The sequence below is a fragment of the Robiginitalea biformata HTCC2501 genome (genome assembly GCF_000024125.1).
Taxonomy (GTDB): Bacteria; Bacteroidota; Bacteroidia; order Flavobacteriales; family Flavobacteriaceae; genus Robiginitalea; species Robiginitalea biformata.
The window spans coordinates 3,416,940-3,441,160 of record NC_013222.1 but is presented as its reverse complement, the minus strand read 5'-3'; the positions used below and the strand labels follow the sequence as shown (position 1 = coordinate 3,441,160).

The window sequence follows — 24,221 nt, the reverse complement described above, 5'->3', positions numbered from 1 at the left end:
ATGGCAACAGGGGCAAAACGGGATACGGCGCGGCAGGTAGCAGTGCTTCGGCAGGGCGGCAGGTTGGCAGTCCTGGGCGCAGGCGAAAGCGGAGTTGGGGCGGCCCTGCTGGGGAAGCAAAAAGGATTTGAGGTATTTGTATCGGACAATGGGCCGATAGCCGAAAAATACAGAGACGTTCTTAATCAGACTGGCATTCTTTGGGAAGAAGGCGGGCATAGCGAATCGCGGATCCTCGACTCGGACCTGTGCGTGAAAAGCCCGGGGATCCCGGACACGGCCCCCCTGGTGGAGCAGCTTGTGGCCAGGGGCGTACCGGTGATTTCGGAAATCGAATTCGCCTCCTGGTATTGCCAGGCCACCCTGGTGGCCATTACCGGGAGCAACGGAAAGACCACCACGGCCATGCTCACGCACCACCTGTTGCGGCAGGGGGGTATGGATGCGGCCCTGGCGGGGAATATCGGCGATAGTTTCGCAGCCATGGTAGCCCGGGAATCCCACCCCTGCTACGTGCTGGAGGTCAGCAGCTTCCAGCTCGACGGCATTCTGGGTTTCCGGCCGCACATTGCGGTGATCACAAATATTACCCCGGACCACCTGGATCGGTACGAATACCGGATGGACCGATACATCGCGTCAAAAAAGCGGATTGCCGAGAACCAGGGGCCCTCGGATTTCCTGGTTTTTGACCGGGACGACCCGGTGCTGGCAAGGGAAATAAACCCGGAGGCGTTTGCCGCCAACCTCCTCCCATTGACCCTGGAAGAAGATCCCGGGGCCGCCGGCTGGCTGAAAGGAAACGATATAAACATACAATTGGAAAAAGAAAATACGCCACTTACTATGAGCAACGACACGCTGGCCCTCGAAGGCCGACACAACATGAAGAATACGATGGCCGCCGCCACGGTGGCCCGGTTGCTCGGCATCCGCAAGGAGAGCATCCGGGAGAGCGTCGCCAATTTCCAGGGGGCGCCCCACCGGTTGGAACGGGTACTCAAGATTCATCACGTCCAGTATATCAACGACTCCAAGGCCACCAACGTAAATGCCACGTTTTACGCCCTGGACAGCATGACGGCCCCGACGGTGTGGATTGTTGGCGGCGTCGATAAGGGCAACGACTACAAACCGCTGATGCCCCTGGTCCGTGAAAAGGTCAAGGCCATTATTTGCCTGGGGGCCGACAACAGCCGGATTGTGGAGGCCTTCGGCAATGCCGTTGACCTGCTCGTGGAGACCTATGCGATGTCCGAGGCCGTGAAGGTGGCCTACAAAATTGCCGAGCGGGGGGATAACGTCCTGCTCTCCCCGGCCTGTGCGAGCTTTGACCTGTTTAAAAATTACGAGGACCGGGGCGACCAGTTTAAGGACGCAGTAAAAGCACTATAGATGAAAGGGATCCTGAAAAGTCTGGAGGGAGATAAGGCCATTTGGGGCGTCGTGGCCCTGTTGGCCCTGTTTTCTTTTCTGCCGGTCTACAGCGCGAGCAGCAACCTGGTCTATGTGGTGGGCAACGGCACCACGGTGGGGCACCTGCTCAAGCACGGGCTGTTGCTCGTACTCGGCTTCGGGATCATCTACAGCGTACATAAAATCCCCACGCATTTCTTTAAAGGGCTCTCGATCATCGCCCTGCCGGTGGTCCTGGTCTTGCTGGGGTATACGCTGGCCCAGGGAACCACCATCGAAGGTGCCAACGCCAGCCGCTGGATCCGTCTCCCGGTGGTGGGGATCACCTTCCAGACGTCCAACCTGGCGGCAGTGGTCCTGATGATTTATACCGCGCGCTACCTGAGCAAGATCCGGGACCGGGAAATCCGGTTTACCGAGAGTATCCTGCCCTTGTGGTTACCGGTTTTTCTGGTGTTGATCCTCATCCTGCCGGCTAACTTTTCCACCGCCGCCATCCTGTTCTGCATGGTCCTGATGCTTTGTTTCCTCGGGGGGTACCCGACAAAGTATTTGTTGAGCATCATCGGGGCGGGAATTGTCACCCTCGCGCTCTTTGTCTTGCTGGCCAAGGCCATGCCCGGGGTCTTCCCAAACCGGGTGGATACCTGGATCAGCCGGGTGGAGAGTTTCTGGGACGGGACGGACAGCGAAGGGGATTACCAGATAGAAAAGGCAAAAATCGCCATTGCCAGCGGGGGCCTCATCGGCAACGGCGCGGGCAAAAGCGTTATGAAGAATTTTCTCCCGCAGAGCTCCTCGGATTTTATCTATGCGATAATCATTGAGGAGTACGGGTTATTAGGCGGGCTGAGCCTCCTGTTTTTTTACATGTTGCTGCTGTTCCGGATAGTGGTGGTGGCCAATGCCAACCAGACCGTATTCGGGAAGCTGCTGGTCATCGGCGTGGGCCTGCCGATTGTCTTCCAGGCGCTTATCAACATGGCGGTGGCCGTGGAGTTATTCCCGGTAACGGGCCAGACCCTCCCGCTCATCAGCTCCGGGGGAACGTCCATCTGGATGACCTGCCTGGCTATCGGGGTAGTCCTGAGCGCGAGCCGGAAACAGGACGAACAAAAGGAAATCGAACAAAATACGGAGGAACATCCTCTGGAGGTACTGAGTGGACAACTATAGGTTCTTACTCTCCGGGGGCGGTACCGGAGGACATATTTATCCGGCGGTGGCGATTGCCAACGAGTTGAAATCGCGCTACCCGGACGCCCGGTTCCTTTTTGTGGGGGCACAGGACCGGATGGAAATGGAAAAAGTGCCCCAGGCGGGCTACGAGATCCGGGGACTCTGGATCAGCGGCCTGGCCCGGAAACTCAGCTGGAAGAATTTGATCTTCCCGTTGAAACTGATAAAAAGTATGATGCAGGCACGTAAAATAGTGAAGGAATTCCAGCCGCACCTGGTGGTGGGAACCGGCGGCTTTGCCAGCGGCCCGACCCTGCGGGTGGCTTCCGGCAGGGGCATTCCCTGCGTGTTGCAGGAGCAGAATTCCTATGCGGGCATCACCAACAAGCTCCTGGCGGGCAGGGCGCGGAAAATCTTTGTGGCCTATGAGGGCATGGACCGGTATTTCCCGGCGGATAAGATTGTGCTGACCGGCAACCCGGTCCGGGGCAGCCTGGCCGGCAACCTGCCGGATCCTGCTGCCAGCCGGTCTAAATGGGGGCTGGACCCCGGAAAGAAGACCCTCCTGGTCCTCGGAGGCAGCCTGGGCGCCCGCCGGATCAACGAATTGATCGGCGGGAAACTCCAGTTTCTCCAGGACCTGGGCCTGCAGATTATCTGGCAATGCGGGAAAGGGTATTACCCAACCTACCGGGATTGCGATTCCGACCAGGTGCGCGTATTGGACTTTATCTCCGAGATGGAAACTGCCTATGCGGCGGCGGATATCATTATCAGCCGCGCCGGCGCCGGCTCCGTATCGGAGCTCAGCCTGATCGGGAAACCGGTGGTATTCATCCCGTCCCCGAACGTGGCCGAGGATCATCAGACCAAGAACGCCCGGGCCATGGTGGAGCGGGACGCAGCCGTTATGCTGCCGGAATCCGAACTCGAAAACCGCTTTGAGGCGTGTTTGGGCGAATTGCTGGCCAACCCGGCCCGGATGAAAATAATGGGAGACAACCTCCGGGCGCTGGGGCGCCCAGGGGCAACCCGCGAGATTGTGGACGAAATAGAAAAAATCCTGAAAGCCTGATGGAACTCTCTCGTGTACATAGGGTCTATCTGATTGGTGTGGGGGGCATCGGCATGTCCGCCCTGGCCCGGTATTTCGTCAGGAGCAACCGGGAGGTAGCCGGTTACGACAAGGTGCCTACTCCGCTTACCCGGGCACTCGAGGCAGAGGGCATCGCCGTGCATTACCGGGAGGATGCAGACGAGATTCCCGTTGCTTTCCGGCAGCCGGAAGGGACCCTGGTCATCTATACCCCTGCCGTACCCGCAACGCACAGCGAACTCGCTTTTTTCCGCAAGGGCGGGTACGAGGTGGCAAAACGCTCCCAGGTACTCGGGATGATCAGCCGGGCCTCCCGCTGCCTGGCGGTGGCCGGCACCCATGGGAAAACCACGACATCCTGTATCCTGGCGCACCTCCTCCGGGAGGCCGGCCTGGAAGTGATGGCCTTCCTGGGGGGGGTATCCGAGGATTTCGGCAGCAATTTTTTGATGGAGGGCACCGAATTTTCGGTTGTGGAAGCCGACGAGTACGACCGCTCCTTCCTCTACCTGGAACCCGACATTGCCTGCGTAACCTCCATGGATGCCGACCACCTGGATATCTACGGGGACGACGCCACGCTGAAGGCCACCTTTGGCGAGTTTGCCGCAAAGGTCCGGCCCGGAGGGGTGCTGGTGGTCCGCAACGGGCTGCCCCTGGAAGGGCTTACCTACGGGATCGATGACGATGCCGCGTATTCCATCCGCAATCTGCGTACCGAAGACGGGGCATATCGCTTCGACATCCATACGCCGACCCGCGTTTTTGAATCCGTCCGGTTTTCAAAACCCGGGCGCCACAACCTGTTGAATGGATTAGCTGCCTTTACGATGGCGGTCCAGGTTGCCGAGCAACCAGACCGCCTGGTTAAAGCCATGGGCAGCTTTAAGGGGGTCGAAAGGCGATTCTCCTATAAAATCAAGACCGAGCAAGGCATCTTTATCGATGATTATGCGCACCACCCCACGGAGATCGATGCGGTTTGCGATGCGATCCGGGAAATGCACCCCGGCAAAGACATCCTGGCGGTGTTCCAGCCGCACCTCTTCAGCCGTACCCGGGACTTTGGCCCGGAGTTCGCCCGGAGCCTCTCCCGCTTCGATACCATCTGGCTGCTGGAGATCTACCCGGCCCGGGAAGACCCCATCGAAGGCATCGATTCGCAGTGGTTGCTCGATCAAATCGAAAACCCCCGGAAACGGCTGATAAAAAAGTCCGAACTGATCCCGGAAATCACCCGGGAAAACCCGCAAATCCTCCTGACTATCGGGGCGGGGGATATTGGCCTGGAAGTAGACCCGATTAAAGAAGCGTTGAGTTGTGCAAGTTAAGTGGAATACATTGAAGCTGACAGGGTTATTGATCTGTATAACAGGTCTTTACGCATTTTCAGAAGTGCGCAGTAACCGACGGGATATCTCGGGAGTTACCGTTCGGTTTGAAGGTGCCGACAACCTGTATCTGACGGAAAGTACGGTTAATAAATTGTTAATACAAAAATTCGGCAGCCTCCGGAATACACCCAAAGATGCGATAGTTTTGGATACTGTGGAATCGGTCCTCCGGACTCATGAAATGGTGAATAATGCCCAGGTTTATCTTACTGTAGACGGCCAGCTTATCACGAAAATAACCCAGCGGCATCCAATCGGACGCGTGGCGGGTGATACCCAGTTTTATCTGGACGACGAAGGCAGAAAAATGCCGCTATCACCCAACCATTCCGCGCGTGTCCCCATCATTACGGGTAAGATTACGGGCAAGAGCCTGGAAGACGCGTATGAGATCCTGAAATTCATCAACGAGGACCCGTTCCTCAGCAAGAATATCATCGGGATCCATATCGAAGATGAGACGGATTACCGCCTCAGGTTCCGCCTGGACAATTTTGTGGTCCGCCTCGGAGACGTTACGGACCTGAAATCAAAGTTTGACAATTTCAAGGCCTTTTACGCAAAGGCCTCTCAAGATAAAACACTGGCACACTACGAGGTAGTCAGCCTGGAATTCGACAACCAGGTGGTGTGCACTAAAATCTGAAAGCGCATGGAAGAAGCGAAGTATTCAGTAGGACTGGACATTGGAACCACCAAGATCGTCGCCATTATCGGTAAGGAAAACGAGTATGGTAAAATCGAAGTGCTGGGTATCGGCAGGTCCAAAAGCCTCGGGGTGCACCGGGGTGTGGTAAACAACATCACCCAAACCATCCAATCCATCCAGCAGGCCGTTGAGGAAGCCCAATCGGATTCCGGCCTGAAGATCGGGGCAGTGACGGTCGGGATTGCCGGGCAGCACATTCGTTCCCTGCAGCACAGCGACTACATTACCCGGGCGAATTCCGAAGAGGTGATCGGGGAGGAAGACCTGGAGAAGCTCGTCAACCAGGTCTACAAACTGGTCATGCTCCCGGGGGAGGAAATTATCCACGTTTTGCCCCAGGAGTACAAGGTAGACGGACAGGCGGAGATCAAGCAGCCGATCGGGATGTACGGCGGCAGGCTGGAAGCGAATTTCCATGTAGTGGTCGGGCAGATTTCCTCCATCAAAAACATCGGGCGCTGTATCAAGAGCGCAGGGCTCGACCTGGAAAACATCACCCTGGAGCCCCTGGCGTCGGCCAATGCAGTCCTGAGCCAGGAGGAAAAGGAAGCGGGTGTGGCCCTGATCGACATCGGGGGCGGCACCACAGACCTGGCCATCTTCAAGGACGGCATCATCCGGCATACGGCCGTCATCCCGTTTGGGGGGAACGTGATCACCGAGGATATCAAAGAAGGCTGTTCCATCATCGAGAAGCAGGCGGAATTGCTCAAAATCAAATTCGGTTCGGCCTGGCCGGGTGAAAACAAAGACAATGAAATCGTATCCATCCCCGGCTTGCGGGGGCGGGAACCCAAGGAGATCACCCTGAAGAACCTCTCGAAGATCATCCACGCCCGGGTCGTTGAAATTATCGAACAGGTGTACCTGGAAATTAAGAATTACGGGCACGAGGACCAGAAAAAGAAACTGATTGCAGGGATTGTGCTGACCGGAGGCGGCAGCCAGCTCAAGCACCTGAAGCAACTCGTGGAATACATCACCGGGATGGACACGCGTATCGGCTATCCGAACGAACACCTGGCCGGGGATTCCGACACGGAGATTGCCAGCCCTACCTATGCCACGGCGGTGGGCCTGCTGATGAACGCTGTAGAGAACAAACACCGCCATACCCGCAAGGACGGTACCTCGGAAGCACAGGAGAGCGAAAAGGAGATGGTCCTGGAAGGGGCTCCGGCATCCGGGAAGTCCGGGGAGGTGGACAAACCGCGACGCTCGGTATTCGATAAATGGACAGACCGGCTCAAGGAATTTCTGGATAACGCCGAATAGCCGGCTAAGCCGCAATTGAAAGAACAACCACATACCCATTCATAAATCAATAAAAGAGCAACAACATGGAAATGGACAATATCACCTTCGACCTGCCAAAGAACCAAAGCAACGTGATCAAGGTTATCGGCGTTGGCGGTGGTGGCAGCAATGCCATCAACCACATGTTCCAGGCGGGGATCAACGGGGTCGATTTTGTAATATGCAACACAGACGCGCAGGCGCTGCAGAACAGCGCGGTCCCCAACAAAATCCAGTTGGGTGTTTCCCTTACCGAGGGCCTCGGAGCCGGGGCGAATCCGGAAGTAGGGGAGCAGGCGGCCCTGGAGAGTATGGAAGAGATCAAACAGATGCTCCAGCAGACCACCAAGATGGTTTTCATTACCGCCGGAATGGGGGGCGGTACGGGAACCGGGGCTGCGCCTATCATCGCCAAGCAGGCCAAGGAGATGGACATCCTCACGGTGGGGATTGTTACCATCCCGTTCCTCTTTGAGGGGAAAATGCGCTGCGAACAGGCCCAGCGGGGTATCGAACGGTTGCGAAACAACGTGGACTCCCTGATTGTTATCAATAACAACAAATTGCGGGAGGTCTACGGGAACCTGGGCTTTAAGGCGGGCTTCTCCAAAGCCGACGAGGTGCTCTCCACGGCGGCCCGCGGCATTGCCGAGGTGATTACCCACCACTACACCCAGAACATCGACCTGCGGGATGCCAAAACGGTACTCTCCAACAGCGGCACCGCCATCATGGGGTCTGCGGCGGCCACCGGTTCAGCGCGGGCCCAGGAAGCCATCATGAAGGCCCTGGATTCGCCCCTGCTGAACGACAACAAGATTACCGGCGCCAAGAACGTGTTGCTCCTGATCGTTTCCGGCTCCCAGGAAATCACCATCGACGAGATCGGGGAAATCAACGACCACATCCAGATCGAAGCCGGCCACGGGGCCAATATCATCATGGGTGTCGGGGAGGACGAGGGGCTCGGCGAGGCGATTGCCGTGACCGTGATAGCCACCGGTTTTAACATCGACCAGCAGAACGATATTGTCAATACGGAATCCAAAAAAATCATCCACACCCTGGAGGACGAGCAAAAGGCCCAGCAAGACCTTTCGGAGCCCGGCCCGCAGCGGGTTGTCCACACCCTGGAACTGGATGATGCCGACCGGAACCCCGGGACGGAAAACCCGGCCGCGACCCCGGAAGCGGCCCGGGAGGATGTGTCCCGCACCCCGGAGGCGGCCCGGGAGGATGCATCCCGCACCCCGGAGGCGGCCCGGGAGGATGCGTCCCGCACCCCGGAAGCTGCCCCGGAAACTGCCCCGCCCGCGGAAGAAGGTCAGCAACTTATCCCCACCACCCAGTACATCCGCAACTTCAATGTGTTTTACGAAGAGGTCGTGGCGGAAGGAGTAGCAGCTGATGAAGATTTTATCATCATCGATTCCAAAGACCTGATCAACGATATCGAAGTGGTGGACCCGGAAGTGGTGATGGCGGATGCGCCGGAGCAGGACCAGATCAGCCTGCACTTCGACATGCCGCTGGATACGCAGGAAGACTCGGAGGAATCCGCGGAAAACGTTATCACTTTTGACCTGGATGAGGATGTCCGCGACATGGAGGTCCGGGAACACGTAGAGATTACCCCCGTACTCGAGTACAAGAAGGAAGGGGAAACCCGATACAGCCTGGAGGATTACATGGAACTGGAGCAGCAACTGACCGGCGCTACTTCCAAGGCGGAAAAATACGAACCGAAAATCGTCGAGGACGAACTGGTTTTTGAGAAGAAGACGGTGGAGGGTTCCGGGTCGGAAAGCCCAACCCCGGATGCCGACCCCACCGACCGGCCGATCAGCGAGATCCTCCGGGAACGCGCCGACGAGCGCCGACGGAAACTCAAGGACTTCAACTACAAGTTCCAGCACAACCGGACTACGATAGACGATATTGAGAAGGAACCTGCCTATAAGCGGCAGGGAGTGGACCTCACCGACGCCAAACGGGGCGATTCAAAGGTTTCCAGGACCACCCTCAGCGAGGACAGCAACGAGGAGATGCGGCTCCGCTCCAACAATTCCTTCCTCCACGACAATGTAGATTAATCCCCACGCAGGTTTCACCCCACTGCGACCTGTATGGAACGAACCCCGGCCCTTGTGGCCGGGGTTATTTTTACACCCCGGGCGGGTTGCGTATCTTTGTCATCCATTTAAATCCGATCATAATGTCACTACAAGACCACGTCATGGACGAGATGAAGGCCGCTATGAAGGCCAAGGATACCGTGGCACTGGAGGCGCTGCGGGCCGTAAAATCGGCGTTGTTGCTGGCCAAAACCGAGAAGGGAGGGGCCAAAGGCCTGACAGAGGCAGAGGAGATTGCCCTGGTACAGAAGCAGGTAAAACAGCGCAAGGAGAGCGCGGAGATCTACCAAAAGCAGGGCCGGGAAGACCTGGCGGGGCCGGAATTGGCCCAGGCCGCCATCCTGGAACGTTTCCTGCCTGAACAGCTGAGCGAATCGGAAATGGAAGCCGAGGTAGCTGCCGCCATAGACCAGCTGGATGCCGCCGGCATGCAGGATATGGGAAAAGTCATGGGGGTTGTCACCCAAAAACTCGCGGGCAGGGCAGATGGGAAGACGCTTGCCGCTATGGTCCGCAAACAACTCGCTGCCCAGGGCTAGAATCAGCTGCCCAAGGTTGAATCAGGCGCGCAGGTTTGCTGTCATGTTTGCTGTCAGGTGCGCAGGTTGAGCAGGTTCTGGAGGGAGAACTGTTGTTTTGAAGCCTCCTTTTGATCCGTTTCATAAGGCACCTCCGCTACGCGGTCCACACATTTGCGTATATAGCGGGTAGGGTCGAAGCTGCGTCGGTTCCGGCAGTTGAGGGTACCGTTTTCCGGCACGACAGCATCGGTAATCTCCAGAGGTTCTATCGCATTTTTAAAGGCGTGGGTATTCCGCCCCGTAAAAAGCAGGGTCTGTACCGACCCGATGGATTTCCCGTGAGTCCGGCAAATTCGGTTCAGGGCATTTTCAAAGTCTTCCGACCGCAATTTGCGCACTTCACTGCGGGTGGAGAATTGGATCAGGCCCCATTTGGAATCCGGGGAGCGGAACCCGTGGACCAGGACTACATGTATCGGCTCGCCGGGGTAATTCAGCAGGGCGTACTCCATGAGTTGAAGCGACTCGGGGGTAAAATCGGTAGGGATTAGGACATTTCTCATAACTTGCTGATATTCATTGGGTGTGAAATTACACCCCGGGGATTGGAACGGTTTAAGAAGCAGATTAGAATGGGATTAGAATTCTTTTTAAGCCAGGCCGCGCTGCCCCTGCAGATTCGGAACGCGGATCGTTACCAGGGTTCCCTTGCCCGGTTGGGATGAAATTCGGATATCCCCGTGGTGCAGGCGGATGATCCGGTAGGCCATCGGCAGGCCGAATCCGTATCCCCGGCTGGACCGGACGTTCGAACCCCGGTAAAAGGGCTCAAAAATATTGGTGAGTTCACCGGAAGGAATCCCAATCCCTTTATCGGCCACCAGGATGAGGATGTCGTTTCCGTCGTTGAGGACCCGGAGTTGTACAGGCTCGTTTCCGGAGTATTTACAGGCATTCTCGACGATATTTCCCAGGGCTACCTTAAAGAGTGTCGGGCTGCCCGTTAAGGTAATCCCGCGCGCATCTTCAGGCAATTCTTCCAGGTCCAGACGAATCCGTCCGCCCGGGCCGGAAACAGTCATCGCCTCTTTGATCTCCATGGCGATTTCATCCATCCGGAAGGGTACTGCGGTAAACCCTTTGCCGGATTCCCCGGTCTGTGCGAGTTGGAGCAACCCGTCCACCAAATGGTCCAGGCGTTGTGCTTCCCGTTCAATGTCCCGCAGCAGCTCCCTGTAGGAGGCGGCATCCCGCTGCCGGGCCTGTCCCACCTCGGTAAGCCCCAGGATGGCCGTAAGGGGGTTCCGCAATTCGTGGGAGGCGTTGTTGATAAAGCGGCTTTGCTGGTCGAAGGCGATTTCCAGGCGGTCGAGCATGTTGTTGAACGTCCCGGCCAGTTCGGCGAGTTCATCCTTTCCCCGGCCCACCTCCAGACGGTCATCCAGGTTTCCGGCCCGAATGGACTGCACCTTCCGGATGATCCGGTTAATCGGGCTCAGCGCCTGGGTGGCAAAATACTCGCCCAACAACAACAGGCAGGCCAGGCTCAGGGCGTAGGCGAGGATCAGGAGGTTCAGCAGGTTACGCTGTTTATTGAGCCCGTAGGTGTCCCGTGCGCTGAGTAGCAGCAGGGTTTCCCCCTGCGACAGGTCCAGGAGCGTCCCCCGGTAATAGCGCCCTCCCTGTTCCCAGGCGGCCGTCCCGCCTGCCAGCAGGTCCCGGGTAAAAGCATCGGGCAACCCCTGGTTGGTAACGATTCGGGCCATATCCGGGCGCGAAGGGACCGGATAGACCCCCACCGCCTCTTCGGGCAGCGCCGGCTGCTGGTTGGGGGTCAGGCCCGGGGTGGATACCCGCCCGGATGTAGTCAGCACCCCCGGGGTGGTTTCAAGCTCCGTGGCCAGCTGGAAGAGGCGACCCTCCATCCGGACCTGGAATTCCCTTTGGGTATAAAACCCGGAAAACAGGAAAATAAAGGTAAAGACCCCCAGGAGCAACAGGGCGGTCAGCAGGACAAAAATGGCGGTGATCCGGGTTCGCAGGCGCATGAGTGGGTCCGGGTTTTAGGGTTCGTTGTCTTTCAGGGTGTACCCCATGCCGATCACGGTGTGGATCAGTTTTGAATCGAAAGGTTTGTCGATTTTGTTCCGCAGGTAATTTACGTATACATCCACCACATTGGTCCCCAGGTTGAAGGTGATGTCCCAGACGCTTTCCAGGATGTCAATCCGGCTCAGCACCCGGTTTTTATTGAGCAAAAGGTACTCCAGAAGGCGGTACTCGGTAGCGGTCAGGTGGATATCCGCTTCTCCGCGTCTGACGGTTTTCGCATCCCGGTCGAGAACCAGGTTGCCCGCTGAGAGGGTGCGGTTGCCCCGGGGACCGGAAGACCGGCGCCTGGAAAGGGCCCGGACCCGCGCCTCGAGCTCTTTGAATTTAAATGGCTTGACCAGGTAGTCATCCGCCCCCGAATCGAGACCCCGGACGACGTTTTCAGTAGAACCGAGGGCGGTGAGCATCAGAATCGGAAGGTCCAGACCCTGGCCCCGGATAGTACGGGCCACCTCCCGTCCGTCCATCCCAGGCAGGACGATATCCAGGATGACCAGGTCGAAATCCCCATCCTGCAGCATTTCAAGCCCCTTTTCCCCGTCGTAGCAAACCGCGACCGCATAGCCCGATTCCTGCAATCCCTGGGTAACAAAGGAGGCAATGGCGTATTCGTCTTCGATCAGGAGGATGCGGTTCCCCATGGGATGCGGCTTTGGTCGGTATTAAATCTACGGAATTGCCACTAAAATCGAAATTGGCTATCTTCAGGACACTTAAAACCATCCCGTTATGCCAGCGACCGCGACTCACCGCCAAAGAATACCCGTCTTAAAAGGCCTTTTCACCTTCCTTGCGGCGGCCTTCCTGTCTTTACATGAACTTCCGGCCCAGCGCGATTGGGACCAGGTACAGATTACTGCGGAACAGGTTACCGACAGCCTGTATGTCCTTTTCGGTGCCGGGGGGAATATCGGCCTGGCGCTCGGGGACGATTACGCCTATATCATCGACGACCAGTTTGCCGAACTGACCGGGAAGATACTGGAAACGGTTTCGGGAATCACCGACAAACCCGTGCGTTTTGTGGTGAATACCCACTGGCACGGCGACCACGTTGGGGGCAATGAAAACCTCGCAAACCAGGGTGCCATCTTAGTGGCCCACGAAAATGTCCGGAAACGCATGGGGATGCGCGTAGACCGGGGCGAACGAGGAGTGTCCGAACCAGCGCCCTATGCCGCGTTATCCCGGATTACGTTCAACGACGAGCTGACCCTGCACCTGAGCCCCCGGCGCAGCATGCACCTGATGCATGTGGACCCGGCTCATACGGACGGAGATACCTATATCTACTTCCCCGGGGAAAACGCCATCCACATGGGCGACAACTTTGTAAACGGGTATCCGTATATCGACCAGTCATCCGGAGGGGATATCGACGGGCTGCTGCGCAACCTGAATATGGCCTTGTTTATCGTGGATGACGACACGCGGATTATCCCGGGCCACGGACCCGTAATGGGCCGGCCGGAACTCCTGGAATTCCGGGATATGGTAGCGACCATCCGCAACCGGGTCCGGGCGGCGCGTAACAGCGGAAAATCCCTGGAAGAGGTACAGGCCATGAACCTGACCGCAGAGTGGGATGCCTCCAAAGGGCAGGGTTTTATAGGCCCTGCCCGAATCGTTCAGTTTGCCTACGAGACGGCAGATTGACCGGCCGGCACGGGCGGCGCATCAATTCTCCTGGGCCGCCAGCCATTCCATAACCGTAACCGGCCGCCCGTTTACCAGTACAGGCCCCCCGTCAAAATCCTGGCGGGCCACATTGGCGTGGGAATAGATCCAGGACCAGTGGCCGCTGTAATGGAAGCCTTCCCCCCCATACTGGTTGGTTATGTCCGTTACGTGGTCGTAATAGGAGAAATGCACATTGCGGGCACCCGCCTCCAGCAGGCGGTTGTAAATGGGTACTGCTGTTTCTTCCGGGAGGGTCACCGGGTCGTCCTTGGAATGGATAAACCATATCGGCACCTTCCGGATACTGCGGATCTGCGCATCGGTAACGTACTCGGCGTGGTAGGCCAGTGCGCTGATGAAGGCCGCCGCAAAATAATCCGGGTCCTTCAACAGCAGTTTGAGACTCATATAGCCCCCGTTGCTGCAGCCGCCCACGTAGATCCGGTCCGGGTCGATTCCCGGGTTATCGGCGACATAGGCCTTAATCAGGTCCATCAATCCTTCGTTGTATATGTCCTCGACATCCCCCCGGGTATAGCCGCCGCCTTCCCGATTCATCCAGAAGGTCGGAGCCTGGGGAACCAGGACATACGCGCCCCCGAAGAGGACCTGGATGTCCGGGGATGCATAATTAGCGGCCCGGTTGCCCAGCAGGGCCACTGTGGGGTCTGTCCCGCCTTCCCCGCCCCCGTGGAGCCAGATGATGAGTGGTTTTTTGCCACCCCCTGCAGCCGGGCTGAAAGCGGCGTAGGACATGGATTTTCCGGGGGCATACTGAAAGGAGCCCTCCAGGTCAAAGGAGTCTGCCAGAGGCATGATCCGGCCCGTTTTCTCGGTCCAGGTGCGCAGTGTGGGCAGGTGGGTAACCGCCACGCGGTAGTCCACCCAGAAATTGCCCCGGACCTTTTCGTTCTGAGCATACTGGAATGGCGATCCGATCGGCATTTGGGGCCCGACAGCGAGGACAAGCGTCAGGTGGGAACCTGCTGCGACCCGGTTGCCGTTGGCATCCGATACGTACGTACTCAGGACGGTCCGGGGTCCGGCTGCCATGGCTTCCGGTATTTCCGCCAGGTCCGTGGTGCGCGTGGCGTGAACTGAGAAATCTCCGGTAGGGGGTTCGCTGAGGGTTTCCCCCATTTCCAGGACAACTTTGTTCACCGCCGGGCCCCAGTCAAAGCCTTCGACGAGAATCTTGTAGTTTCCGGCATTCTGGGCCAGGATCGTGCCGCTGGTTCCCGTCAGGATCGCAAGGATCAACAGTAGTTTAATTTGTTTCATCAGGTTTGGTTTTTTAAGGATGTTAGGTTTGTTGTTTTTCCGGGTGCTGTGCAATTTGTGCTTCCCGGGGAATCCCCGGCGGGTTGCGCAGGGGGTACGCCGGAACAGGCCCCAGGATGTTAGACGCCGATTCCGGGCCAGGGTTTAATCGCCGGGCCCCGGCCGCCTGTCACTGGCCGCATCCTGCGCTTCCCTTCGGTATGGCCGGATGATCAAACCCAGGGGGCGGTCGTAACTCAGGTAATTAAAAGCCCAGTGGTAGAGGGCGGAGAGTTTGTTCCGGAAGCCGACCAGGGAATAGATATGGACGGCCATCCAGACCACCCAGGCAAAAGTTCCCTGGAATTTCCAGTTGGGCAGGTCGGCTACCGCCCGCGCCCTCCCAACGGTGGCCATCGCGCCCCGGTCGCGGTAAACAAAAGGCACTAAATCCCGACGCCTTAACAAGCGACCCAGGTTCCCGGCCAGGTGGCGACCCTGTTGCTGGGCAACCGGAGCCAGCATCGGCAGGCCGCGCGGGGTTGCCTCCGCAATGCAGGCGGCTACGTCGCCAATGGCGAAAACATTGTCCAGGCCGGCTACCCGGTTGCAGGGGTCTACCGCAATGCGGTTCCCCTTAAGCAGACAGGATTCCGGCAAGCCATTTAAGGGGGCGGCCCGGACCCCTGCCGTCCAGATAACCGTGTCGGTGGGAAACCGGGTCCCGTCCGATAAATGCACCTGGTCGTCCCGGTAATCGGCCACCCGGGAATTGAGCAGGACGTTGACGCCCAGGTCCTCGAGGTACTCCCGGGCTTTTTCCGAGGCGATTTCCGACATGGCCTTAAGGACCCGATCGCCGCTCTGGTAGAGGTTGATGCTCATCAGGGAGGTGTCGAGGTCGGGAAAATCCCTGGGGATAACGTGTTTTTTCATCTCGGCAAGGGCCCCGGCCAGTTCAATGCCTGCAGGGCCGCCTCCCACGATGGCGATATTCATGATTTCCTCCAGGGGCTCCCCGCTGTAATTGGCGATGGCCTTTTCCAGGTTCTGGTAGACGAAACTCCGGAGGTTCAGGGCATCCGGCAACGACTTGAGGGTGAGCATCCGATCCTGTAGGGATTCAAAGTTGAAATAGTTTGTCCGGCTGCCCGTGGCGATTACCAGGTAGTCGTACGGCACGGTACCGATGGAGGTAAACAAGCGGCTGCGCTCCCAGTCCACCAGGCTGACCTCCGCCATCCGGCACCGGACATTGCGGAACCGGCGGAAGATGCGCCGAACCGGGTAGGCTATGCTGTCGGGCTCCAGCCCTCCAGTTGCCACCTGGTACATTAGCGGCTGGAAATTGTGGTAGTTGTTTCGGTCAATCAGCAGGACATCCACGGGCAAACGCCGAAGGGACCTGGCGAGTTCGATCCCGCCGAAGCCGGCGCCCACGATCACGACCTGGGGTTTGTTTTCCATGTAATTCGAATGCGGAAGCGTTGTTAATAATTGTTAAATATCTGTCGATTTAACAGTTTATCAAAGTAGCGTCCGGGTATAATTCTGGTAAACTCACTAACTTATTGCAAAATTTTTATCCATGGCAGTTTATAACCTGAAAATTAACGGAACCTCAATGGAGGTGGATGCAGATCCGTCCACCCCGCTTTTGTGGGTATTGCGCGACCATCTGAATATGGTCGGTACCAAATACGGCTGCGGGATAGCGCAGTGCGGTGCCTGTACGGTACACCTCGGGGACACGGCAACCCGTTCCTGTTCGCTGCCGGTATCCTCGGTAGGCGACCAGGAAGTCACCACCATCGAAGGCCTTTCGGAGAACGGCGATCACCCGGTCCAGAAGGCCTGGCTGGAAGTGGACGTCCCCCAATGCGGGTACTGTCAGGCCGGACAGATCATGTCGGCTGCCGCCTTGCTCAAGGGAAACCCGAACCCCAGCGATGCGGATATCGAATCGGCTATGAACGGCAATATTTGCCGGTGCGGCACCTATGTGCGGATTAAAAAGGCCATCAGGATGGCTGCTGACCAATCGGCTACCTGAGGTACGCCTGAGAGAATTGCAGGCACCATCCAGGGTTTTGAGCCACCCATTTAACATGTTAGAATCCAATTAATCCCAAGAAAATGACACTGATAAAAACATCCATCGGACGACGCTCGTTTATAAAATCTTCCGCCCTGGCGGGGGGAGGCATGATGCTCGGCTTCAGCTGGCTCGCCTCCTGCAAGGACGAGGCCGCCCGGGAAGCTGCCCTGGCCATGCCCGACGAGTGGTTTGAAATCAACGGTTTCCTCAAGATTGGCGACAACGGGGTGGTGACCATCATGTCGCCCAACCCGGAAATCGGGCAGAATGTCAAGACGGCCATGCCGATGATCGTCGCAGACGAGTTGGATATTGATTGGGAACGCGTGATTGTGGAGCAGGCCCCCCTGAACCTCGATATCTTCACGCGCCAACTGGCCGGGGGCAGCCAGTCCATCCGACAGGGTTGGCAGGGTCTCAGGCTGGCCGGGGCGACAGCCCGACAGATGCTCCGAGAGGCAGCGGCCCGGGCCTGGGAGGTCCCGGTGGAGGAGGTAACCACCGAGATGGGGATGCTTCATCACAAAGCCTCCGGCCAATCGGCCGGGTACGGGGAAATGGCGTCTGCTGCTGCAGCGCTTGAAGTCCCGGAGGAAGTGGCGTTGAAGGAACCTAAGGATTTTACGATAATCGGGACGGACCGCAAAAACGTGGACGGCCCAAAGATTGTAACGGGCAAGCCCTTGTTTGGCCTGGATGTGCAACGCGAGGGGATGTTGATCGCCATGGTGGCCCATCCGCCGGCATTCGGGATGAAATTAAAATCCGTTGACGCGGAATCGGTAAAATCCATGCCCGGTATCCGGGATGTGTTCCCGATCGTGGTCTACCCGGAAGGGGCCGAAAGGCAATGGTCGGACGGGGGAGCCATCCCCGAGATGATAGCTATTGTAGGCGAAAGCACCTGGCAGTGCATGCAGGCCAAGAAGGCGTTGCAGGCCGAGTGGGAGGCAGACGGGACCCTGGAGAGTACGGCATTCCACGAAGAAGAACTCGAGAAGCTGCTGGCAACCGCCCCCGAGAAACCCGCGCGGAAGGACGGCAATGTGGATCGGGCCTTTGCACAGGCGGCCAAAGTGGTGGAAAGCACCTTCAGTGCGCCCTACCTGGCCCACAACACGATGGAACCCATGAATTTCTTTGCCCATGTAACCCCGGAGAAAGCCGAGTTGCTCGGCCCCATACAAACTCCGGAATACCTGGAGAATACGCTGGTTTCCGTCCTGGGCATGCCCAAGGAGAAGATCGATGTGATGATGACCCGGATGGGTGGCGGCTTCGGGCGGCGGCTCTACGGAACATTCGCCGTTGAAGCAGCGATGATTTCCAAAAAGATGCAGGCACCTGTAAAGCTCGTTTACTCCCGGGAGGATGATATGACCCAGGGCACCTACCGGCCCTCCTATAAAATACGCTACAAGGCCGGCCTGGACGAAGCGGGCAACCTGATTGCCTGGCATGTCCGCGGGGTGGGTACCAACGACGACCTGGTATTTGAGAACCGTTTCCCCGCCGGTGCAGTAGACAACTACCTGGCCGAGAAACACGCCCTGCCGACGCTGGTAACCACCGGAGCCTGGCGCGCGCCCCGCTCCAATTTTATCGCTGGGGCCGAGCAGGCCTTTATGGATGAAGTTGCCGAGGCGGCGGGTAAGGATCCGATCGAGTTCCGCCTGGAACTCTTTGACCGGGCGATCAGCGACCCGGTCGGGGACCCTGAAACAAATGATTACGACCCGGAACGTTATGCAGGTGTGCTGAAACTGGTCAGGGAGAAATCGAATTGGGAAGCGGGGCCGCCCAGCGGCCTGTCGCGCGGCGTGGCGGCGTACTTCTGCCACAATTCCTATGTGGCCCAGGTATTGGATTTGAAGGTGGAAGCCAATACGCCCAAGGTGGAGAAAGTGTATTGCGCAGTGGATTGCGGTATCGTTATCAATCCGCTCAGCGCCAAAAACCAGGTGGAAGGTGGTATCGTCGACGGTATCGGGCATGCGACATTCAGCGCGCTTTCCTTCCGGGACGGCCGGGCAGAACAATCAAACTTTGATACCTACCGGCTAATCCGCAACGCCGAGGCGCCCAAATCCATTGAAACGTATTTTGTGGACAACGGGATCGACCCGACGGGTCTCGGGGAGCCTTCCCTGCCGCCTGTCCAGGGGGCCCTGGCCAATGCGCTCTACAAGGCGACGGGTACGCGGTATTACGAACAGCCTTTCTTCGGGGAACGGCGGATTATCGGATAAGCCGGCTACAGGCTCCAGCGATACCCCACATCGGATAGGGGGATACACCCCTGGAACGCCCCGGGTATCGGGTCGTAGCTAAGTACATTCCTGCCGATTTCCTCCGAGGAGAAATACGCCCAGACCATCATGGATTTCAGGTTGCGGTAAAAACCGACGGGTTCCTGTTCCCCGACGGCCGTCCCCCATACCCCCGGGTTGAATTTTCCGCCGGCGGCTTCCTCGGCTTTAAGTACACCTGCGCGGTCGGTATCCCCGAGTTCTGCAAACACCTCTCCATACCCATCGATGCACCGGGAATCAAAGGCGGCCAGTTCCCTGCGGAGTGCCTCCCGGGCCTCCGGGTCGTACACCCGGGCGAAGACTTTGTCCATGAACATATCGGCCTTTACATCCAGCCCGCCCGGGGTTTCCGTCCGGGGCAGGACCGTGTCCACCAGGGCGGCCACCAGGGCTGCCTCGCTGGCCGTGAGGAATTCCGGTTTCCAGTCCGGCCGTTTTTCTTTTTGGCAGGATTGTAGGAGGGACAGGGCAGTTGGCAGGGCCAGGGCAGCCCCCGCCATCAGTCCGGTTCTCTTGAGCGCGCTTCTTCGATCCATGTCAGATATTGAATTTGTTGAGTTCGGATACCGCGTGGTCCGCTGCACGGGCGGTCAATGCCATATAGGTCAGTGAAGGGTTTACGCAGGAAGACGAGGTCATACAGGCCCCGTCCGTGACGAAGACGTTTTTCACTGCGTGTACCTGGTTTGTACCGTTCAGCACGGAGGTTTTGGGATCGCGACCCATACGGGCGGTTCCCATTTCGTGGATGCCGTAGCCGGGTTCATGCTCGTTGTCGAAACCCATGACATTTTCAAGGCCGGCCTTCTCGAGCATTTCAACCGCATCCTTGCGGATCTGCCGGTTCAGGGCTTTTTCGTTTTCCTTGAACTCGCAGTCGATGGCCAATGTAGGCTGGCCCCATTTATCCGTGTTTTCAGTGTCCAGGGTCACCTTGTTTTCGTGGTAGGGAAGGCATTCTGCAAATCCGGTAATAAAGAATTCCCAGGGTCCCGGCTTGAGGATTTCGTCCTTGAAACCGGCCCCAAATTCAGGGATATTGGCCGGGTTCCCTCCCCGATATCCGCCTCCCTGGAAGCCGAAGCCCCGGACAAAATCCTGGGACCTGGAACCTTCGTCCACGTTTACGTAACGCGGGATATAGATGCCGTTTGGCCTGCGGCCGCTGTAATATTTATCCTCAAACCCGGGGACCCGCGCTGTGGCCCCCACCCGGTAGGTGTGGTCCATCAGGTTATGCCCCAGTTCCCCGCTGTCGTTCCCCATCCCTTCCGGGAAGCGGTTCGATTTGGAGTTCAGCAGGATTTGAGTGGTACTCAGGGCGGAGGCATTGCAGAAAACGATGCGTGCCCGGTAGTCCATGGACTCCCCGGTTTCCGCGTCGATAATGCGAACCCCGTTGGCCAGGCCCTTCTCTTCGTCGTAGAGGATGGACTGGGCAATGGAGTAGGGGCGGATTGTCAGGTTCCCCGTGGCCTGGGCGGCCGGCAGGGTCACTGCATTGCTGCTGAAATACGCTCCGTACGGACAGCCCCGGCTGCACCGGTTCCGGTACTGGCACTTCCCGCGGCCATTGAGGGGCTCAGTCAGGTGTGCCACCCGGCCGATAATCATGTGGCGCCCGGGGAATTGCTCTTCAATACGGCTCTTTACGTGTTTCTCCACGCAGTTCAACTCCATCGGTGGCAGGAAGTGGCTGTCGGGCAACTGCGGTAAACCCAGGGGTTCCCCGCTGATCCCGGCAAACTTCTCCACATAGGTATACCAGGGTTCGATATCCTTGTATCGGATGGGCCAGTCCACCCCATAGCCGTCCCTGGCATTCGCTTCAAAGTCCAAGTCGCTCCAGCGGTAGGTCTGTTTCCCCCAAAGGAGGGATCGGCCGCCCATTTGGTGGCCGCGGATCCAGAGAAAGGGCTTAACTTCCGTATAGGGGTTCTCCGCGTCGTTTGCGTAAAAATGCTCTACGGACTTGCCGATAAATCCCGAACGGATACCCTTGTAGTGTTTCCGGCGTTCCTCCGGGGTCAGGGATTCCCGGAGTTCCAGGTCCCAGGGGTCGTCGTTCATGGTTTTGTAGTCCGCCACATGCTCGACAATCGGACCCCGTTCCAGGACCAGGGTCTTCAACCCTTTTTCGCACAATTCCTTGGCGGCCCATCCGCCGCTGATACCCGACCCGATCACGATGGCGTCGTAGGTCATCGCCTGGCGGGCATCGATATTAAAATTTGCCATTTTAGGAGTTTGGTCAGCGCCTAAGATAGCGATTTCCGGAAAGTACGCCAGGTGATTTCGCGTGCCCCCGGGAAATTTAGCGAAACCGGTTCGCTTCCGGAAAGGTGTAGAGAAACCCGAGATTGACAGTTGCCCAGGGACTCCCGTCGGTTTCGATGCCTGTGTAGGACAGGTTTACTTCTGTCTGGGCCCCCATCAGGAATCCGATAACGGGTTTGTAGTACAACCCGCCGTCATTTCCGTCATTCAGGCCCAGGGCATATCCGGCATCGCCCCCAAAAGAAAAGGAATTCGACAGCCAGATACGCAGGCTGCCGGCAAGGGGCAGGAACTGAACGCTGGGCAGGTCCGCGCCCCCGCTGTCAAATTTTTCGGGAAACCCGTTGATAAACCCGACCATGGCGCCAAGGTCTACCACCTCCCCAAGGGCTGCCAGGTAACCGGCATCCACCCCCACGGCCAGGCTCACCACGTCATTGACCTCCGAGGTGACGGGCAACGATCCGTGTGCCCCGATTTTAAATCCCTGCTGGGAGGTGGCCGTAGCGACAATCCCCAGAAAGAGTATCGAAAAAAATAAGCTTCGCATAATCGGAATTTTGCTTACCATAACGGGCGGGCGACCGATTTATGCCCCACGGGGCTCCTTTTTGTTGTGAAAAGTGCGATTGCGGTTGTAAGGACTGCTCAGCAACCCCGGAGGTAGAATTGCAATTCCGCCATTTTTTCGGGGCTTTCAAAGCAACCTCCATAAAATGAGGTGAGGGTTTCCGAGCAATCGTCCTGTACGCCCCGGGACGCCACACAGAGGTGTTTCGCATCGAGGATTACCGCGACGTCCCGGGTGCCCAACACGTTTTGCAATTCGGCCCCGATCTGACAGGTCATCCTCTCCTGCACCTGCGGCCGTTGGGCATAGTAGCGCACTATACGGTTGAGTTTGGACAGGCCGATGACCTTGCCGGAGGAGATATAGGCTACATGGGCTTTTCCGAAAATGGGCACAAAATGGTGCTCGCAATTTGAATAGAACAAAATATTCTTTTCTACCAGCATTTGCCCGTAGCGATAAGTGTTTTCGAACAGGGATACCTGGGGTTTGTTCTTTGGATCCAGGCCGGAAAAGGACTCTTCCACATACATCCGGGCTACCCGGGCAGGGGTATCCCTGAGGGAATCGTCGTTGAGGTCCAAACCGAGGGTTTCCATAATCCGCTGAAAATAGAATGCAATCCGGACTTTTTTCTCGGCGTCGCTCAGATCAAAGGCATCCTCGCAGAGCGGGGTTTGCAGGTGCTCGGGGAGCGATGCAGTCCCGGTGCCTTCTCTGGGTGTCCCGTTAACCTGCACGGGTGGGGTAGTGGGTAGTTTTTGCATGAATCGATTATTGTGAGGAATCGGGTCAGGCACCCGAATCCAGCATTTCTATTTCTTTAAGGACGGCCTCGGCCTCCGCGTATTTTGCATCGCCCTGCGAGCGGTTGGTCTGGGAGAGTTTGTGGGCTTCCCCCAGGAGTTTTTTGTACCGCACCTCAAGTTTCTCACGGGGAGTACGGGATTTTAGGAATCCAAACATATCATATCGGTTTATAGGGTAAAATGTACCCATAATGTTTAACAATTAATGTTAAACAATAAACAAAATTATAGAAATCATGGAAATTCGTGCCGTATTGCGGGGATTTTCAGCCATCCTCCGGGTTACCAGCCGTGCCGGAGTCATCCATGGGAGTCTCAGGAGCCGTCCTGTAGCCTGACCGTCACAGGGTTTAGGGGAGCTGCCCTTCCGGCAAAAGGCCTTTTTTGTAGACCTCCCCGAACCCGGAATTATTGGGTTGGTAGGGCTGTGTATAGGACACGTCCATGTCTTCCGGTACCTCGAGTCCCAGGGCCCAGTAGATGCCATTCAGGGCGAGTCGGCGCATATTCGGGTTTCGAAAATCATAAGGATGCCCGAGGGTGGTAAAGAACACCCGGGACGTTTTCCCCGATTCCCCTGTATAGGATTTGGTCCAGGCAACCGGATTGACCAGCGGGAATTCGTCCAGGCGGCCGTCCATCTCGTGCTTGGAGCGCAGGGACCTCCCAATGAGGAGGGGCGCGGCATCTCCCTGTAACTCCCAATCGCCTCCGTCCACATGGTAAAGCCAGGAATACGCCTGGAAGGCATTCACGTCTGTCAGTATCGGATGCTCCACGCCTTCCGCAAGGGATACAGCTGTCAATGGGTCATTCCCGTCCTCGAAGTGTCCGTGGTGGGTAATCCATTGCTGCCCAAAGACCCGGGCCGGCCAGGCGTTGTTCATCCGGGCGTTTTCCGTGGAATCCGGATAGAGAAAGGCATGTGTGGCCGTCCGGAACCCCACCATCGGTTTACCGGATTCGGCAAACCGGGTAATGTGGGCCAGTTCGGCCTCAGGCAGCGCGCGGAATCGGGTAAACAACACCATCAGGTCCGCGCTGTCCAGGGCAGCGAGCCCCTGGATATGATCCAGGCGGTTTGGGTCGATCACCCCGCTGGAATCTACCGAGAAACAGAGCGTTACCTCCGCGTCCAGCTCCCTCTTGAGAATCCCGGCCAACATCGGCATGGATTCCTCGGAGCGATATTCCTCGTCCCCAATGACAAATACCACATGGGGTTTTTTTTCCGTTTCTGCTGCCTGCCCTGTCGGTTCAGCCGCTTGCCTGCAACCCATCCCGGGGAGGCATGCCACCAGGCAAACGGACGCGAGGATGGCGTTTTTTATGGGTGTGGCGTACTTCATGGGCGTG

General features: G+C 57.6%; 22 protein-coding genes. 11 read left to right on the top strand and 11 right to left on the bottom strand.

Annotation, left to right across the window (positions count from 1 at the left end):
• The 8 genes from murD to RB2501_RS15205 all read left to right on the top strand — a co-directional run bounded on the left by murD (position 1) and on the right by RB2501_RS15205 (position 9,764).
• Positions 1-1,395 carry a UDP-N-acetylmuramoyl-L-alanine--D-glutamate ligase gene (murD, locus tag RB2501_RS15240; RefSeq protein WP_015755768.1) on the top strand — a complete coding sequence of 465 codons (1,395 nt, stop codon included), beginning with the start codon at positions 1-3 and terminating at the stop codon, positions 1,393-1,395.
• On the top strand, positions 1,396-2,592 hold the full coding sequence (locus RB2501_RS15235) for an FtsW/RodA/SpoVE family cell cycle protein (RefSeq protein WP_015755767.1): 1,197 nt from the start codon (positions 1,396-1,398) through the stop codon (positions 2,590-2,592).
• Positions 2,579-3,670, top strand: coding sequence for an undecaprenyldiphospho-muramoylpentapeptide beta-N-acetylglucosaminyltransferase (gene murG, locus RB2501_RS15230; protein WP_041327332.1), 1,092 nt, complete (start codon positions 2,579-2,581; stop codon positions 3,668-3,670). The genes RB2501_RS15235 and murG overlap by 14 nt, the downstream gene beginning before the upstream one ends.
• Entirely contained in the window at positions 3,670-5,022 is a 1,353-nt protein-coding gene (locus tag RB2501_RS15225) for a UDP-N-acetylmuramate--L-alanine ligase (protein ID WP_041327331.1), read from the top strand. The genes murG and RB2501_RS15225 overlap by 1 nt, the downstream gene beginning before the upstream one ends.
• Positions 5,023-5,086: 64 nt before the next feature.
• Complete coding sequence (locus tag RB2501_RS15220; RefSeq protein ID WP_015755764.1) at positions 5,087-5,731, top strand: cell division protein FtsQ/DivIB; 645 nt, start codon at positions 5,087-5,089, stop codon at positions 5,729-5,731.
• Between the two features lie 6 nt (positions 5,732-5,737).
• Complete coding sequence (gene ftsA, locus RB2501_RS15215; RefSeq protein WP_015755763.1) at positions 5,738-7,069, top strand: cell division protein FtsA; 1,332 nt, start codon at positions 5,738-5,740, stop codon at positions 7,067-7,069.
• Positions 7,070-7,134: 65 nt separating this feature from the next.
• The gene (gene ftsZ / locus RB2501_RS15210; RefSeq protein WP_015755762.1) at positions 7,135-9,183 is read left to right on the top strand and encodes a cell division protein FtsZ; all 2,049 of its coding nucleotides are present in this window, start codon (positions 7,135-7,137) and stop codon (positions 9,181-9,183) included.
• A gap of 122 nt (positions 9,184-9,305) precedes the next feature.
• Positions 9,306-9,764: a GatB/YqeY domain-containing protein gene (locus RB2501_RS15205; protein ID WP_041327329.1), complete on the top strand. Its 459-nt coding sequence runs from the start codon at positions 9,306-9,308 to the stop codon at positions 9,762-9,764.
• Positions 9,765-9,817: 53 nt separating this feature from the next.
• Here the strand turns inward: RB2501_RS15205 and RB2501_RS15200 are convergent, their stop codons facing one another.
• The 3 genes from RB2501_RS15200 to RB2501_RS15190 all read right to left on the bottom strand — a co-directional run bounded on the left by RB2501_RS15200 (position 9,818) and on the right by RB2501_RS15190 (position 12,499).
• On the bottom strand, positions 9,818-10,309 hold the full coding sequence (locus tag RB2501_RS15200; RefSeq protein WP_148214403.1) for a universal stress protein: 492 nt from the start codon (positions 10,307-10,309) through the stop codon (positions 9,818-9,820).
• An 87-nt stretch (positions 10,310-10,396) separates the two neighbouring features.
• Complete coding sequence (locus tag RB2501_RS15195; protein WP_015755759.1) at positions 10,397-11,794, bottom strand: sensor histidine kinase; 1,398 nt, start codon at positions 11,792-11,794, stop codon at positions 10,397-10,399.
• A 15-nt stretch (positions 11,795-11,809) separates the two neighbouring features.
• Positions 11,810-12,499, bottom strand: a complete 690-nt coding sequence (locus tag RB2501_RS15190; protein WP_015755758.1) for a response regulator transcription factor — start codon at positions 12,497-12,499, stop codon at positions 11,810-11,812.
• An 88-nt stretch (positions 12,500-12,587) separates the two neighbouring features.
• On the opposite strand from RB2501_RS15190, the gene RB2501_RS15185 reads away from it, so the two are divergent.
• On the top strand, positions 12,588-13,514 hold the full coding sequence (locus RB2501_RS15185) for an MBL fold metallo-hydrolase (protein WP_015755757.1): 927 nt from the start codon (positions 12,588-12,590) through the stop codon (positions 13,512-13,514).
• Positions 13,515-13,535: 21 nt separating this feature from the next.
• Here RB2501_RS15185 and RB2501_RS15180 read toward each other — a convergent pair whose 3' ends face one another.
• Together RB2501_RS15180 and RB2501_RS15175 are read right to left on the bottom strand one after the other, a co-directional pair.
• Positions 13,536-14,819 (bottom strand): prolyl oligopeptidase family serine peptidase, encoded by a 1,284-nt coding sequence (locus tag RB2501_RS15180; RefSeq protein ID WP_041327327.1) that lies wholly within the window; start codon positions 14,817-14,819, stop codon positions 13,536-13,538.
• 144 nt (positions 14,820-14,963) lie between these two features.
• A complete protein-coding gene (locus RB2501_RS15175; RefSeq protein WP_015755755.1) occupies positions 14,964-16,265 on the bottom strand; it encodes an NAD(P)/FAD-dependent oxidoreductase in 1,302 nt (433 codons plus the stop codon).
• 121 nt (positions 16,266-16,386) lie between these two features.
• Here RB2501_RS15175 and RB2501_RS15170 point away from each other — a divergent pair, with 121 nt between their 5' ends.
• Both RB2501_RS15170 and RB2501_RS15165 read left to right on the top strand, forming a co-directional pair.
• Positions 16,387-16,851, top strand: coding sequence for a (2Fe-2S)-binding protein (locus tag RB2501_RS15170; RefSeq protein WP_015755754.1), 465 nt, complete (start codon positions 16,387-16,389; stop codon positions 16,849-16,851).
• Between the two features lie 83 nt (positions 16,852-16,934).
• Positions 16,935-19,145, top strand: coding sequence for a xanthine dehydrogenase family protein molybdopterin-binding subunit (locus tag RB2501_RS15165; RefSeq protein ID WP_041327326.1), 2,211 nt, complete (start codon positions 16,935-16,937; stop codon positions 19,143-19,145).
• Between the two features lie 5 nt (positions 19,146-19,150).
• Here the strand turns inward: RB2501_RS15165 and RB2501_RS15160 are convergent, their stop codons facing one another.
• From RB2501_RS15160 to RB2501_RS15135, 6 genes are all read right to left on the bottom strand, one after another.
• Positions 19,151-19,744, bottom strand: a complete 594-nt coding sequence (locus tag RB2501_RS15160; protein WP_041327325.1) for a gluconate 2-dehydrogenase subunit 3 family protein — start codon at positions 19,742-19,744, stop codon at positions 19,151-19,153.
• Between the two features lies 1 nt (position 19,745).
• Positions 19,746-21,446 carry a GMC oxidoreductase gene (locus RB2501_RS15155; protein ID WP_015755751.1) on the bottom strand — a complete coding sequence of 567 codons (1,701 nt, stop codon included), beginning with the start codon at positions 21,444-21,446 and terminating at the stop codon, positions 19,746-19,748.
• Between the two features lie 76 nt (positions 21,447-21,522).
• The gene (locus RB2501_RS15150; RefSeq protein WP_041327324.1) at positions 21,523-22,035 is read right to left on the bottom strand and encodes a hypothetical protein; all 513 of its coding nucleotides are present in this window, start codon (positions 22,033-22,035) and stop codon (positions 21,523-21,525) included.
• 98 nt (positions 22,036-22,133) lie between these two features.
• Positions 22,134-22,823, bottom strand: coding sequence for a GTP cyclohydrolase I FolE (gene folE / locus RB2501_RS15145; protein WP_083760738.1), 690 nt, complete (start codon positions 22,821-22,823; stop codon positions 22,134-22,136).
• Between the two features lie 25 nt (positions 22,824-22,848).
• Complete coding sequence (locus RB2501_RS15140) at positions 22,849-23,022, bottom strand: Lacal_2735 family protein (RefSeq protein WP_041327931.1); 174 nt, start codon at positions 23,020-23,022, stop codon at positions 22,849-22,851.
• Between the two features lie 193 nt (positions 23,023-23,215).
• A complete protein-coding gene (locus RB2501_RS15135; RefSeq protein ID WP_015755747.1) occupies positions 23,216-24,214 on the bottom strand; it encodes a ThuA domain-containing protein in 999 nt (332 codons plus the stop codon).
• Positions 24,215-24,221 lie beyond the last annotated feature (7 nt).

Coding starts and splice junctions, on each gene's coding strand:
- RB2501_RS15165 (WP_041327326.1), top strand. CDS start 16,935: ATGACACTGATAAAAACATCCATCGGACGACGCTCGTTTATAAAATCT.
- RB2501_RS15135 (WP_015755747.1), bottom strand. CDS start 24,214: ATGAAGTACGCCACACCCATAAAAAACGCCATCCTCGCGTCCGTTTGC.
- RB2501_RS15155 (WP_015755751.1), bottom strand. CDS start 21,446: ATGGCAAATTTTAATATCGATGCCCGCCAGGCGATGACCTACGACGCC.
- RB2501_RS15175 (WP_015755755.1), bottom strand. CDS start 16,265: ATGGAAAACAAACCCCAGGTCGTGATCGTGGGCGCCGGCTTCGGCGGG.
- RB2501_RS15190 (WP_015755758.1), bottom strand. CDS start 12,499: ATGGGGAACCGCATCCTCCTGATCGAAGACGAATACGCCATTGCCTCC.
- RB2501_RS15180 (WP_041327327.1), bottom strand. CDS start 14,819: ATGAAACAAATTAAACTACTGTTGATCCTTGCGATCCTGACGGGAACC.
- RB2501_RS15150 (WP_041327324.1), bottom strand. CDS start 22,035: ATGCGAAGCTTATTTTTTTCGATACTCTTTCTGGGGATTGTCGCTACG.
- RB2501_RS15200 (WP_148214403.1), bottom strand. CDS start 10,309: ATGAGAAATGTCCTAATCCCTACCGATTTTACCCCCGAGTCGCTTCAA.
- folE (WP_083760738.1), bottom strand. CDS start 22,823: ATGCAAAAACTACCCACTACCCCACCCGTGCAGGTTAACGGGACACCC.
- RB2501_RS15185 (WP_015755757.1), top strand. CDS start 12,588: ATGCCAGCGACCGCGACTCACCGCCAAAGAATACCCGTCTTAAAAGGC.
- RB2501_RS15140 (WP_041327931.1), bottom strand. CDS start 23,022: ATGTTTGGATTCCTAAAATCCCGTACTCCCCGTGAGAAACTTGAGGTG.
- ftsA (WP_015755763.1), top strand. CDS start 5,738: ATGGAAGAAGCGAAGTATTCAGTAGGACTGGACATTGGAACCACCAAG.
- RB2501_RS15225 (WP_041327331.1), top strand. CDS start 3,670: ATGGAACTCTCTCGTGTACATAGGGTCTATCTGATTGGTGTGGGGGGC.
- murD (WP_015755768.1), top strand. CDS start 1: ATGGCAACAGGGGCAAAACGGGATACGGCGCGGCAGGTAGCAGTGCTT.
- RB2501_RS15205 (WP_041327329.1), top strand. CDS start 9,306: ATGTCACTACAAGACCACGTCATGGACGAGATGAAGGCCGCTATGAAG.
- RB2501_RS15160 (WP_041327325.1), bottom strand. CDS start 19,744: ATGGATCGAAGAAGCGCGCTCAAGAGAACCGGACTGATGGCGGGGGCT.
- RB2501_RS15235 (WP_015755767.1), top strand. CDS start 1,396: ATGAAAGGGATCCTGAAAAGTCTGGAGGGAGATAAGGCCATTTGGGGC.
- RB2501_RS15195 (WP_015755759.1), bottom strand. CDS start 11,794: ATGCGCCTGCGAACCCGGATCACCGCCATTTTTGTCCTGCTGACCGCC.
- RB2501_RS15170 (WP_015755754.1), top strand. CDS start 16,387: ATGGCAGTTTATAACCTGAAAATTAACGGAACCTCAATGGAGGTGGAT.
- ftsZ (WP_015755762.1), top strand. CDS start 7,135: ATGGAAATGGACAATATCACCTTCGACCTGCCAAAGAACCAAAGCAAC.